Annotated in this window: 9 protein-coding genes; 5 read left to right on the top strand and 4 right to left on the bottom strand. The window is 65.1% G+C overall.

Features of this window, described 5'->3' with window-relative positions:
• Window positions 1–260: 260 nt before the first annotated feature.
• Window positions 261–1,031 carry an alpha/beta hydrolase gene (locus IVB13_RS26780; RefSeq protein ID WP_018453337.1) on the top strand — a complete coding sequence of 257 codons (771 nt, stop codon included), beginning with the start codon at window positions 261–263 and terminating at the stop codon, window positions 1,029–1,031.
• A 241-nt stretch (window positions 1,032–1,272) separates the two neighbouring features.
• Here the strand turns inward: IVB13_RS26780 and IVB13_RS26775 are convergent, their stop codons facing one another.
• Window positions 1,273–2,022: a hypothetical protein gene (locus IVB13_RS26775; RefSeq protein WP_018453336.1), complete on the bottom strand. Its 750-nt coding sequence runs from the start codon at window positions 2,020–2,022 to the stop codon at window positions 1,273–1,275.
• A 492-nt stretch (window positions 2,023–2,514) separates the two neighbouring features.
• On the opposite strand from IVB13_RS26775, the gene gltB reads away from it, so the two are divergent.
• Together gltB and IVB13_RS26765 are read left to right on the top strand one after the other, a co-directional pair.
• Window positions 2,515–7,248 carry a glutamate synthase large subunit gene (gene gltB / locus IVB13_RS26770; protein ID WP_026232514.1) on the top strand — a complete coding sequence of 1,578 codons (4,734 nt, stop codon included), beginning with the start codon at window positions 2,515–2,517 and terminating at the stop codon, window positions 7,246–7,248.
• 148 nt (window positions 7,249–7,396) lie between these two features.
• Window positions 7,397–8,848 carry a glutamate synthase subunit beta gene (locus IVB13_RS26765; RefSeq protein WP_018453334.1) on the top strand — a complete coding sequence of 484 codons (1,452 nt, stop codon included), beginning with the start codon at window positions 7,397–7,399 and terminating at the stop codon, window positions 8,846–8,848.
• Between the two features lie 161 nt (window positions 8,849–9,009).
• On the opposite strand, the gene IVB13_RS26760 is transcribed toward IVB13_RS26765, so the two are convergent.
• Both IVB13_RS26760 and IVB13_RS26755 read right to left on the bottom strand, forming a co-directional pair.
• A complete protein-coding gene (locus IVB13_RS26760; protein ID WP_018453333.1) occupies window positions 9,010–9,276 on the bottom strand; it encodes a hypothetical protein in 267 nt (88 codons plus the stop codon).
• Between the two features lie 12 nt (window positions 9,277–9,288).
• Window positions 9,289–11,058 carry an outer membrane beta-barrel protein gene (locus IVB13_RS26755; RefSeq protein WP_247299314.1) on the bottom strand — a complete coding sequence of 590 codons (1,770 nt, stop codon included), beginning with the start codon at window positions 11,056–11,058 and terminating at the stop codon, window positions 9,289–9,291.
• A gap of 190 nt (window positions 11,059–11,248) precedes the next feature.
• On the opposite strand from IVB13_RS26755, the gene IVB13_RS26750 reads away from it, so the two are divergent.
• Window positions 11,249–12,256 carry a KpsF/GutQ family sugar-phosphate isomerase gene (locus IVB13_RS26750; RefSeq protein WP_166520846.1) on the top strand — a complete coding sequence of 336 codons (1,008 nt, stop codon included), beginning with the start codon at window positions 11,249–11,251 and terminating at the stop codon, window positions 12,254–12,256.
• Between the two features lie 95 nt (window positions 12,257–12,351).
• Here IVB13_RS26750 and IVB13_RS26745 read toward each other — a convergent pair whose 3' ends face one another.
• Window positions 12,352–12,909: a carboxymuconolactone decarboxylase family protein gene (locus IVB13_RS26745; protein ID WP_018453330.1), complete on the bottom strand. Its 558-nt coding sequence runs from the start codon at window positions 12,907–12,909 to the stop codon at window positions 12,352–12,354.
• A 72-nt stretch (window positions 12,910–12,981) separates the two neighbouring features.
• On the opposite strand from IVB13_RS26745, the gene IVB13_RS26740 reads away from it, so the two are divergent.
• Window positions 12,982–13,320, top strand: a complete 339-nt coding sequence (locus IVB13_RS26740) for a helix-turn-helix domain-containing protein (protein ID WP_204512442.1) — start codon at window positions 12,982–12,984, stop codon at window positions 13,318–13,320.
• Window positions 13,321–13,424: the final 104 nt, after the last annotated feature.

The following is a 13,424-nucleotide window of genomic DNA, read 5'->3' as shown; positions in this document are numbered from 1 at the left end:
TGTTGGGCTCTCCTCGTCCCGGCGAGAGCCGGGGAATCCTGCCGCGAGATCGATCAATCGTGCACGGAAGAAATACCGAACGACGGATCTGCCATACCTTACCAGAGAGGATGGTCTCGGTCGTCGCCGGGACGTCACCGATTGCTGAACGGCCGTGCTGGACTGTTGCGCCGCATCACAGAGCGGTGAAATGGCGTAACACCGCCGCCCCGCGCATCGTCTTTTGGATATCGAACCCAAAAACAAGACGGAGAACAATCATGACTTTCTGGCGCAGCCTTTTCGTCGCCGCGAGCCTGCTGGCGGCCCCTCTCAGCCTCGCTCACGCGCAGACGCCGCAGACCGTAAAGGCCAAGAACGTTGTGCTGGTGCACGGCGCCTGGGCCGACGGCTCAAGCTGGTCGGAAGTGATCCCGATCCTCCAGGCCGCAGGGCTCAACGTAACTGCCGTGCAAAATCCGTTGTCGTCGCTTGCGGATTCCGTCGAGGCGACCAAGCGCGTGCTGGCCGAACAGGATGGTCCGACCGTGCTGGTCGCGCATTCCTGGGGCGGCACCGTGATCAGCCAGGTCGGCACCGACCCGAAGGTCACCGGCCTCGTCTATGTCGCCGCCCGTGCGCCCGATGCCAACGAGGATTTTGTCGCGCTGTCGAAGCAGTTTCCGGCGGGACCGGCACGCGCCGGCGTCGTCGAGCGCGACGGCTACACCAAGCTGTCAGAAGACGCCTTCCTGAAGTACTTCGCCAATGGCGTTAAGCCGGAGCAGGCCAAGGAGCTCTACGCCGTGCAATGGCCGACGGCCGCCTCGATCTTCGCCGGTCGCACCACGGAGGCGGCATGGCATTCCAAGCCGAGCTGGTACGCGGTGTCGAAGAACGACTACACCATCAATCCCGATCTCGAACGCTTCCTCGCCAAGCGCATGAACGCAACCACGATCGAGCTCGACGCCGGCCATCTGTCGCTGGTGTCGCATCCGAAGGAGGTGGCGAATTTGATCCTGGAAGCGGCGGGGTATGGCCGGAGCTGAGCCGCGCTCGTCATGGTTCAGAAGGCGCCTGAGTGCTGAGACGCCTTCTGTTTGCGCTAACTCTCTCCCCAACCTCGTCCTGGCGAAGGCCAGGACCCATCACCACAGGGAGGAGTTTGGCGAAGATTCGGAGTTCGGTACTCCCGCGTCACTCATATGATGCACCTCGCGGTATGGGTCCTGGCCTTCGCCAGGACGACACCGTTGGGGTGATGCGGGCCATCGCCTCAAACGCCCGCGCTTAGTCCAGCCCCTGTGCCGCCGGCATCTCCTGCGTAGGCAGGATAGTCGCGGCAGGCTTGACCTGACCTACGGTTGGCGCGGCGGCTTGCGGTGCGACCTCAGCGGGCTTGGACGGCACGGCGGCCGCGGTCTGCGTCACAGGTTGTGCCTGCGGCACCTGGGCCTGCGGCGTCGCAGGCTCGGCCGGCTTGGCGGGGACGCCCGGGGCCTCGCGCGGCGGAGCCGCCTTGGGCAGCGGCACGGAACGGCTGGCGACATGCGGGATCGGGGCCGGAGGGCGGGGCGGACCACTGCGGACCATGGTCGGCGGCGGCAGCGCGCTTTGCGGGCGGTAAGGTGCAACCGCAGGCTGCTCGTAGCCGGGTGCCATGCCGTAGGCGTCGGCAGCCGGCATGAAGCGCAAAATCCTTCCGTCGCGGGCATCGATCACGAGCCGGCCGTCCTCCCCCCGGCGGTCAATCACCGCGATGGTGTAGACGCCGCCGCGCAGGCGCGGGATGCCCAGTGGAGAGAAGCCGTTCTCGCGCAGCACCGCGTAGACCTCGGTCGATGGCAGCAGCACCGGGGCCGGCCCGCGTTCTTCGTAGCCATAGCCGTAGCGCGGCGGCGGCGCGGCCTCCGACGGCGCATAGGGGGCGTCGAAATCCGAGACCGCGATCATCGCCCCTCGCGCTGGAACCTGCGCTTGAGCCGCGGTCGCGGCCAGCGCCAGCGTGGCGGCGGCCACACATCCTGTGAAAAACTTCATGGTCGAGACGCTCCTGTCAGGCCCCCGGATGGATCGCGCTCTTTTGCTTCTTGCGGCGTGGCGGGTCTTCCAAAGGGTTGATCCGAAGCTTCATTGGGGATTCCGGCGTCGGCAGGGCCGGATCAGGGCGCGTTTGCTTCAAAACCGGGGCCGCGCAACTTTTGGAAAGCGATTGATTGACATATGGGGAATCGGGACTTGCGCGCGCTTGTGTGATAGACAAAAATTTGGCAAGGTGATGGTTAGGACAGGAAGACTGTCTCAATTTTGCTTGCGGTTCCGGCATAGGGATTGCAACGAAAGTCGGTGCTTTCGAGCGCCAAGAAGGCAACAGGCAAAGCCGTTCTCGGGGACGAAGAACGCCTTGGCCTGAATTTAAGAAAATGCGGCTCGCGAGCGGACGAGCGGTGACCCAGAAGCGGGTGCCGCGGGACGCCCAAGGTGCGCCGAAGATGGCGGTGAGGCAGCTTGCCGCATGGAGAGGACGAGAACATGAACGGGTCGCAAGTCGAGCGCGGAAACATCGTGGCAGAACAACTGTCGGCGACGGTCGCCTCGAAAACGACCGATCCGATTCAGGAACACAATTCACGGCCGCCGGCCGTAGGCCTGTACGATCCGAGCCTGGAAAAAGATTCCTGCGGCGTCGGCTTCATCGCCAACATCAAGGGCCAGAAGTCGCACGAGATCGTCGCGGACGCGCTCAGCATCCTCTGTAACCTCGAGCACCGCGGCGCCGTCGGCGCCGACCCGCGCGCCGGTGACGGCGCCGGCATTCTGGTGCAGATCCCGCATGCTTTCTTCAGCCGCAAGGCGAAGGAGCTCGGCTTCGTGCTGCCCAATCCGGGCGAATACGCCATCGGCGCGTTGTTCATGCCGCGCGACACTGCCTGGCGCAACGTCATCAAGAGCATCATCGCCGACCAGATCAAGGAAGAGGGCCTGACGCTGCTCGGCTGGCGCGACGTGCCAACCGACAATTCCTCGCTCGGCGTCACCGTAAAGCCGACCGAGCCCGCCTGCATGCAGGTGTTCATTGGCCGCAACGGCACCGCCAAGACCGAGGACGATTTCGAGCGCCGGCTTTACATCCTGCGCAAGTCGATCTCGCAAGCGATCTATCAGCGCCGCGACCGCGGCCTCGCCGGCTACTATCCGTGCTCGATGTCCTGCCGCACCGTGATCTACAAGGGCATGTTCCTCGCCGACCAGCTCGGCAAGTACTATCCCGATTTGCACGAGAAGGATTTCGAGAGCGCGCTGGCGCTCGTGCACCAGCGTTTCTCGACCAACACCTTCCCGGCGTGGTCGCTGGCGCATCCCTACCGCATGATCGCGCATAATGGCGAGATCAACACGCTGCGCGGCAACGTCAACTGGATGGCGGCGCGCCAGGCCTCGGTGAGCTCCGAGCTGTACGGCAAGGACATCAACCGGCTCTGGCCGATCTCCTACGAAGGCCAGTCGGACACCGCCTGCTTCGACAACGCACTCGAATTCCTGGTGCAGGGCGGCTACTCGCTGCCGCACGCCGTCATGATGATGATTCCGGAGGCGTGGGCCGGCAATCCCTTGATGGATGAGAAGCGCCGCGCCTTCTACGAATATCATGCAGCCCTGATGGAGCCGTGGGACGGCCCCGCCGCGATCGCCTTCACCGACGGCCGCCAGATCGGTGCCACGCTGGACCGCAACGGCCTTCGGCCGGCGCGCTATCTCGTCACCAAGGACGACCGCATCGTGATGGCGTCCGAGATGGGCGTGCTGACGATTCCCGAGGACCAGATCATCACCAAGTGGCGCTTGCAGCCCGGCAAGATGCTGCTGGTCGACCTCGAGCAGGGCCGCCTCATCCCCGACGACGAGATCAAGGCCGAGCTCGCAAGGAGCCATCCCTACACGGAGTGGCTGGAGCGGACCCAGATCGTGCTGGAAGAGCTGCCGAAGGTGCCGACCACCGGCGTGCGCTCCAACCTGTCGCTGCTCGATCGCCAGCAGGCGTTCGGCTACAGCCAGGAAGACATCACCATCCTGATGACGCCGATGGCCTCCACCGGCGAGGAAGCCGCAGGCTCGATGGGCAACGACACGCCGATCTCGGCGCTGTCGGCCAAGGCCAAGCCGCTGTTCACCTACTTCAAGCAGAACTTTGCGCAGGTCACCAATCCGCCGATCGATCCGATCCGCGAGGAGCTGGTGATGAGCCTCGTCTCCATCATCGGACCGCGGCCGAACCTGTTCGACCTGCAAGGCCTAGCCACTACCAAGCGCCTCGAAGCGCGCCAGCCGATCCTGACCGACGCGGACCTCGAAAAGATCCGCTCAATCTCCGAGGTCGCCGAGTCGCACTTCAAGTCGCGCACGCTGGACACCACCTTCCACGCCGGCCTCGGCGCGGCCGGCATGGACCAGGTGCTGGACGAGCTCTGCGCGCGCGCCGAGAGCGCGGTGCGCGAGGGCGTCAACATCATCATCCTGTCCGACCGCATGGTCGGCACCGACCGGGTTCCGATCCCGTCGCTGCTGGCCTGCGCCGCCGTGCATCATCATCTGATCCGCACCGGATTGCGCACTTCGGTCGGCCTCGTCGTCGAATCCGGCGAGCCGCGCGAAGTGCATCACTTCGCCTGTCTCGCCGGCTACGGCGCGGAAGCGATCAATCCGTATCTGGCGTTCGAGACCATCATCGCGATGAAGGACCGCCTGCCCGGCTCGCTCGACGACTACGAGATCGTCAAGCGCTACATCAAGTCGATCGGCAAGGGCCTGCTCAAGGTGATGTCCAAGATGGGCATCTCGACCTACCAGTCCTATTGCGGCGCGCAGATCTTTGACGCCATTGGCCTGAAGGCGGAATTCGTCGGAAAATTCTTCGCGGGCACGCACACCCGCGTCGAGGGCGTCGGTCTTGGCGAGATCGCCGAAGAGGCGGTGCGCCGTCATGCCGACGCGTTCGGCGACGCGCTCGTGTACAAGACCTCGCTCGATGTCGGCGGCGAATATGCCTATCGCAGCCGCGGCGAGGACCATGCATGGACCGCCGAGTCGGTGGGGCTGCTCCAGCACGCCGCGCGCGGCAATTCGCTGGAACGCTACCGCGCCTTCGCGAAGATCCTCAACGAGCAGTCGGAGCGTCTCCTGACGCTGCGCGGCCTGTTCCGGATCAAGAATGCGGACGAAGAGAAGCGCAAGCCGGTACCGCTCGACCAGGTCGAGCCGGCCAAGGACATCGTCAAGCGTTTCGCCACCGGCGCGATGAGCTTCGGCTCGATCTCGCGCGAGGCGCACACCACGCTCGCGATCGCCATGAACCGGATCGGCGGCAAGTCGAACACCGGCGAAGGCGGCGAGGAAGCCGACCGCTTCAAGCCGATGCCGAACGGTGACAGCATGCGCTCGGCAATCAAGCAGGTCGCCTCGGGCCGCTTCGGCGTCACCACGGAGTATCTCGTCAACTCCGACATGATGCAGATCAAGATGGCGCAGGGTGCAAAACCCGGCGAAGGCGGCCAGTTGCCCGGCCACAAGGTCGATGCCACCATCGCAAAGGTCCGGCATTCGACGCCGGGCGTCGGCCTGATCTCGCCGCCACCGCACCACGACATCTACTCGATCGAGGATCTGGCGCAGCTCATCTACGACCTCAAGAACGTCAACCCGGACGGCGCGGTCTCGGTCAAGCTCGTCTCGGAGATCGGCGTCGGAACCGTAGCCGCGGGCGTCGCCAAGGCGCGCGCCGACCATGTCACCATCGCGGGCTTCGAGGGCGGCACCGGCGCTTCGCCGCTGACCTCGATCAAGCACGCCGGCTCGCCGTGGGAGATCGGCCTCGCCGAAACCCACCAGACGCTGGTGCGCGAGCGGCTGCGCAGCCGCATCGTGGTCCAGGTCGACGGCGGTTTCCGCACCGGCCGCGACGTCGTGATCGGCGCGCTGCTCGGCGCCGACGAGTTCGGCTTCGCCACCGCGCCCCTGATCGCGGCCGGCTGCATCATGATGCGCAAGTGCCATCTCAACACCTGCCCGGTCGGCGTCGCGACCCAGGACCCCGTCCTGCGCAAGCGCTTCACCGGCCAGCCCGAGCATGTGATCAACTACTTCTTCTTCGTCGCCGAGGAGGTCCGCGAGATCATGGCCTCGCTCGGCTTCCGCAGCTTCAACGAGATGATCGGCCAGGTGCAGCTGCTCGACCAGACCAAGCTGGTCGCGCACTGGAAGGCCAAGGGGCTCGATTTCTCCAAGCTCTTCGTCAAGCAGAAGGAAGAGAAGGGCCAGAAGATCTATCACTCCGAGCGCCAGAACCATCATCTGGAAGCGGTGCTCGACCGCACGCTGATCGAGCAGGCGACGCCTGCGCTCGACCGCGGTGCGCCGGTGAAGATCGAGGCCAAGATCAACAGCACCAACCGCTCCGCGGGCGCGATGCTGTCGGGTGCGGTCGCCAAGATCTACGGCCATGCCGGCCTGCCGCATGAGACCATCCATGTCAGCCTCAAGGGCACCGCCGGCCAGGCCTTCGGCGCCTGGCTGGCGCAAGGCGTCACCTTCGAGCTCGAAGGCGAAGCCAACGACTATGTCGGCAAGGGCCTCTCGGGCGGCAAGATCATCGTCAAGCCGCCGGCCAACAGCGGCATCGTGCCGGAAGAGAGCATCATCGTCGGCAACACCGTGATGTACGGCGCCATTCAAGGCGAGTGCTACTTCCGAGGCATCGCCGGCGAGCGTTTTGCCGTGCGCAATTCCGGCGCCGTGGCGGTGGTCGAGGGCGCCGGCGACCATTGCTGCGAATACATGACCGGCGGCATCGTGGTCGTGCTCGGCAAGACCGGACGCAACTTCGCGGCCGGCATGTCCGGCGGCATCGCCTATGTGCTGGACGAGACCGGCGACTTCGACAGGCTGTGCAACATGGCGATGGTCGAGCTCGAGCCGGTGCTGTCGGAAGAGCTGATCAACGCCGGCACCTATCACCACTCCGGTGACCTCGAAGCGCACGGCCGGGTCGACGTGTTCAAGGACCTGCTCGCCTCCGACGTCGAGCGGCTGCACGTCCTGATCACGCGCCATGCGAAGGCGACAGGCTCCAGGCGCGCCGCCGACATCCTGGCCAACTGGAAGGACTGGCTGCCAAAATTCCGCAAGGTGATGCCGGTCGAATACCGGCGCGCGCTGCGCGAGATGGCCGCCAACGCGGACGCCGAGCCGAAAATCGCGATCGGGGCGTAAGAAATATCAGCGCCCGTCATTGCGAGCGTAGCGAAGCAATCCAGACTTTCTCCTCGGATGCAGACTGGATTGCTTCGAAGCTCACGCTCCTCGCAATGACGACGAGAGAGAAACACAACGAATTTAAGCGGCAGGGACTTCGGGTTTAATGGGCAAGATCACGGGTTTTCTCGAAATCGAACGGCATGACCGCAAGTACACCCCGGTCGCCGAGCGCGTGAAGCATTTCCACGAGTTCGTCGTTCCCCTCTCCGAGAAGGAAACGCGCGACCAGGCCGCGCGCTGCATGAATTGCGGCATTCCCTATTGCCACGGCACCGGCTCGGTCTCGCCCGGCACGCCCGGCTGCCCGGTCAACAACCAGATCCCGGACTGGAACGACCTCGTCTATCAGGGCAACTGGGAAGAAGCCTCGCGCAATCTGCACTCGACCAACAATTTCCCGGAGTTCACGGGGCGCATCTGCCCGGCGCCGTGTGAGGCGTCCTGCACGCTCAACATCGACGACAACCCCGTCACCATCAAGACCATCGAATGCGCGATCGTCGATCGCGCCTGGGACAATGGCTGGCTGAAGCCCGAAATCGCCGCCCATAAGACCGGCAAGAAGGTCGCGGTGATCGGCTCCGGTCCGGCCGGCATGGCCTGCGCGCAGCAGCTCGCGCGCGCCGGCCACGACGTGCATCTGTTCGAGAAGTTCGCCAAGGCCGGCGGCCTGCTGCGCTACGGCATCCCCGACTTCAAGATGGAGAAGGGCATCATCGACCGCCGCGTCGCGCAGATGGAAGGCGAAGGCGTCACCTTCCATTACAACAGCCATGTCGGCGCCGACGGCAATGTCGACCCACGCGAGATGCTCAACGAGTACGATGCCGTGGCGCTGACCGGCGGCGCCGAAGCCCCGCGCGACCTCCCGATTCCCGGCCGCGACCTTGCCGGCATCCACTATGCCATGGACTTTCTGCCGCAACAGAACCGCCGCGTGTCGGAGGAACCGTTGAACGGCGTCCAGGAGATTTTGGCCGGTGGCAAGCATGTCGTCGTCATCGGCGGCGGCGACACCGGATCCGATTGCATCGGCACCTCGCTGCGCCAGGGCGCGCTCTCCGTGACCCAGCTCGAGATCATGCCCGCCCCGCCGGAGCACGAGAACAAGGGCCTCACCTGGCCGAACTGGCCGCTGAAGATGCGGACGTCCTCCAGCCAGGCCGAAGGCGCGATCCGCGAATTCGCCGTGCTGACGCAGAAGTTCACCGGCGAGAACGGCAAGGTCAAGAAGCTGCACTGCGTGCGCGTCGACGACAAGTTCAAGCCGATCGCCGGCACCGAGTTCGAACTCGACGCCGACCTCGTCCTGCTCGCGATGGGCTTCGTCCATCCCGTGCACGAGGGCCTGCTCAAGATGCTCTCGGTCGAGCTCGACCCCCGCGGCAACGTCAAGGCCAACACGCTGGACTATCAGACCTCACGCCCCAACGTGTTCACCGCCGGCGACATGCGCCGCGGCCAGTCGCTGGTGGTCTGGGCCATCCGCGAGGGCCGGCTGTGTGCCCGGTCGATCGATACGTTCCTGATGGGGAAGACGGATCTGCCGCGGTAGTTGCTTGGCTCGCTGTCAGATTTACAAACGGTGTCATCGCCCGCGAAAGCGGGCGATCCAGTATTCCGAAACAGTTGTGATTTACCGAGAAGCCGCGGCGTACTGGATGCCCCGCCTTCGCGGGGCATGACGGCGGAGTAGATGGCGAGAGCGACGGGGCCTTAGCCCAAGACGTGCGGAAAGTGCTGTGCGTCCCACTCGTCAAGCCGGAACAGCACCTTACCGTATTCGAGAAGCTTGTCGTTCGGCCGATAGGGACGCGCCGAAACTTCGACGTCCGAGGCTACTTCACTGGGCATCAGGTGAAAGTGGTCGTTGGTCTCGCTCAGGGCGAGCAGTTCCTTGACGAGAAGGTCTCGGCCTTCGGGATTGAGCCATAGCTCGAATACTCCAGCCGAGTTGATGTCCAAAGTAATCCGAGCCGCCACGGGGCCTCCCCTCTAATTCTGCAACCTCACCCCGACCATCACCACCGTCGCCTGCGAGCTTGACCCCGGCTGGTTCGAATCCAGGATGTCGTGGCGGAGCGTGCCCTTGATCCAGATGTTGCGGTTGAGCTTGTAGATCAGATTGCTTTCGAACGAGTAGGTCTTGTCGTTACGATTCTGGCCCTGATAGTCGTAGGTGCCGTAGGTGAATTTGCCCACTGCCGTAAGCCAGCGGCGGAAATCGTGATCGACTTCGACCCCGTAGGTGTGCACCAGCACGCCGGAGGAGCCGGGGACGGTGGTCTCGGCGATCTGGGTGTCGGTGGCGAATTTCACCGTGGTGAGGCCGCTTGCACTCCAGATCAGCGAGCCCGAGGTCAGGAAGCCCGCGAGCTGGCTCAGGCGCGGGTCGACATAGTTGCGCGCGGAATAGCCGACCGAGACCTCGCCGATGAGGATCCGCGAGAACTCGAAGGACGTGCCGACCTTGGCGTAGCCGCCGTTCGAATCGCGGAAATAGCCGTTGCGGTCGGCGGCCAGGTCATGGACGCGGGTGTCGCCCTGGATCTCGACGAATGGCTTCAGCCCCGGCTTGAGATCGTAGGAGAAGCGTCCGACGCCGCCATACTGGTTGAAGTCGCGATCGTCGTTGCTGAAGGTCGAGCCGTCGGTCAGTTTTGAGTTGGTGTAGGCGGTGCGATCGACAGTGGCGCCGGCCGCGATCTGGAAGCGGTTGAAGCTCTGGTCGAAGCCGACGGTCGTGCCATAGGCGGCATAAACAGGATATTTTTGCAGGCCGGCCTGCACGTTCGGGCTGCCGGGATTGTCGGTGGCGAGCCGCAGGCGCAGCTGCGTGGTCAGCTTGAGATCGCGATTGACGTCGAGGCGGCCGTCGACATGGCCGTTGAAGTCGGGGCGGTCGACCTCGACCGGCGAAGGCGAGGCAAAGCCGTCGATCGTCGCCGGCATGTTGTTGGTGTAGCCCGAGAACGAGCCGCGCAGATCCGCGACCAGCGCGTGGCGCTCCCAATCGGACGCCACGAGGAGATCGGGTGCAACCACATAGGCCGGCGAGCCGACCGGCTTGTTCAGACGCGCCGGATTGGTGTCGTAACCGGTGGAGAGCTCGAGCCCGCCCTTGATCAGGAAACTGCCGGCATAGTCGCCGACCGCGCCGAACGCATCGTCATCGGCCTTGAGGCGGCGGCGTAGCGGCTGGCCGGGCACGGTGCCCGCCATCGCCGCCGGCACGGGCGCCTTGTTGGCGGAGGCGGACGGGGGCGGCGCGATCTTCGGCGAACCGAGCGTGGATGGCGGCGGCGTAGTGGTCGGCGCCCGCGAGCCGGGACCAGCAGGGCGCTTCGGCTTGGGCTGACCCGGATAGAACTTCGGCTGCTGCCGCTTGCGGTTCAGCGAGTCGTAGCCGGAGCTGCTCGCACCGTTGGCGGCCGGCAGGCCATAGGTCGGGACCTGGCTGGTCGCGTTTTGGTTCGTCGGGTTCTGCCATGGGCGCGCCGGCGTCTGCTGGCGCTTGCGAAAGTCGGAGTTGGGATCGGGCAGCGCCGGCAGCGCATCCGACGGTGCCTGCGGAACGCCCGCGGTGCGGCGCGTCGGCAGCGTGTCGGGCGAAGCGAAGCCACCGCGGTTGGGACTGAACAGGTCGGGGGTGAGGCTCTGGGCGGCCACGGGGGCGCTTCCGAGGACCGTCAGCGCAAAGCACGGCAAAGCCGCGCGCAGGAAATGCGCGCGTTTGCTCCGGCTCGTGCCTGGAGACGACCCCACGATGGAAGAACTCCAACGAAATCAAACACTTTCGCGATTGTCCCCACCGATCGGCGGGAACTATCGTTAATGGAGTTAAAACAATTATGGTTAACGACCGGTTGAGGGTCGGGTCGGGCTCGTCGCCTCGAAGGCCGCGGCGTGTTAAGCAGGCGCCAACGGGCGAAGGCCCCTCCTCCTGGACCAGAACATGCCGAGTTCGAAACCGCTGATGACCCAATCATCCGGCCCCATTCCCGACAGCGTCGAATCCGCACTCCGCACGCTGGAAACGGAGAGCGGCGGTATCAACGCGCTCGCCGCCGCCCTGCGCGGCCCGCTTGGCGCGAGCTTCGCCCAGGCGGTCGATCTGATCCGCAACGCGAAGGGCCGCGTCATCGTCACCGGGCTCGGCAAGTCGGGCCATATGGGCCGCAAGATCGCGGCAACGTTGGCCTCGACCGGCACGCCCGCCTTCTTCGTGCACACCGCCGAAGCCGCCCATGGCGACCTCGGCATGATTACCACCGACGACGTCATCATGGCGCTGTCCTGGTCCGGCGAGCAGCCGGAGATGAAGACTCTCGTGAACTATTCCGCAAGATTCGCAATCCCGATGATCGCGGTGACGTCGAACGCGGCATCCTCGCTGGGACAAGCGGCCGACGTCGTGATCGAGCTGCCGAAGGCGCGCGAGGCCTGCCCGCACAATCTGGCGCCGACCACCTCGACCCTGATGCAGGCCGCGATAGGCGATGCGCTTGCGATCGCGCTGCTCGAAGGCCGCGGCTTCACCGCGCTGGAGTTCGCGCATTTCCACCCCGGCGGCAAGTTAGGGGCGATGCTGAAATTCGTCCGCGACTACATGCGCACCGGTGCGGAAATCCCGGTCAAGCCGCTCGGCACCAAGATGTCGGACGCGGTGATGGAGATGTCCGCCAAGGGTTTGGGGTGCGTCTGCATCGTCAACGAGGCGAACGAGGCTCTCGGCATCATCACCGACGGCGATCTGCGCCGCCACATGCGGCCCGACCTGCTGACGGCGTCGGTCGACGACGTCATGACCAGGCAGCCGAAAACCGTACCGCCCTCGATGCTGGCCACCGAGATGATCGAGGTGCTCAACACCCGCAAGATCACGACGCTGGTCGTGACCGAGGCGGACAAGGTGGTGGGCATCGTGCACCTGCACGATCTGCTGCGGGCAGGCGTGGCGTAGGGAGCCACTCACCGTCATTGCGAGCGCAGCGAAACATCCAGAGTGCCACCGCGGAAAGACTCTGGATTGCTTCGCTACGCTCGCAACGACGGCGGCTAGAGCGGCGCAGGAAATCTTGCCGCCGTCTCCTCCAGCGGCAACCGCAGTCCGTTCGCCAGATACGAGACCGTGCGGTAGAAGCCGCACAGCAGCATGATCTCCAGGATCTGCGCCTCGTCGTAATGCGCCGACAGCGCAGCGAACTCAGCGTCGTCAAACGTCGCGCTGTGATGCAGCGCGTCGACGGCGGCGATCAGCGTCTGCTCGGCCGGGGACCAGCACGACGACGCCGCATCACCCTGCACGGTGGCGCGCACTTCCTCCTCGGTGAGTTTCGCCGGCCCGGCAAAGACCGCGACATGCACGCCCCATTCATATTCGCATTTGTTCAGCGCGCAGGTGCGGTCGATCACGATCTCGCGCTGGCGCAGCGACAGCGGTCCGGGATCGAGCAAGCCGCCGGCGCGAAACTTGTCCCAGGCGCGGGTGTGGCCCGCCATGACCCGGAACAGCAGCAGTGGCGGCGCGCCGCGCATGATGCGGTCGAACTGGGCCTGGATCTCCGGGGGATAAGGCGGGGTGAGCGGGGCAATGCGCGCTGTGACCGGGGACATTGGCCGCCTCTCTTGCTACATTTAACGTAGCATGAAGCTACACTATTTGTAGCACCGCGCAAGGGGGCGACGATGGCGAAACAGACCACTTCGAGATCGCGCGGCGTCCGTGGCCCGCGCAGCGGGCGGCCGATCATGGTGCTGCTCGACCTCCTCGGACGACGCTGGAGCCTGCGAATCCTGTGGGAGCTGCGCGACGCCCCCCTCACCTCGCGCGCATTGCGCACCGCCTGCGACGAGGCCTCGCCGACGGTGCTGCAGGCGCGGCTGGACGATTTGCGCGAGGCCGGGTTCGTGGAGCTCGGCGAAGCCGGCGGTTACGCGCTGACGGCGCTCGGGCGGGACTTGTGCGAGACGTTCATGCCGCTGCATAGGTTTGCGGAGCGGTGGCGCAGCAAGAGCGGCGCGTAAGTCTGGCGATGCCGTCCCGACTAGCTCGTCATTGCGAGCGAAGCGAAGCAATCCAGAATCTTTCCACCGGCAGCAGTCTGGATTGCTTCGCTGCGCTCGCAATG

Source organism: Bradyrhizobium sp. 17, from assembly GCF_023073515.1.
Taxonomy (GTDB): Bacteria; Pseudomonadota; Alphaproteobacteria; order Rhizobiales; family Xanthobacteraceae; genus Bradyrhizobium; species Bradyrhizobium canariense_D.
The sequence above is the reverse complement of the archived record's forward strand: the minus strand, read 5'-3'. Positions and strand labels throughout refer to the sequence as shown.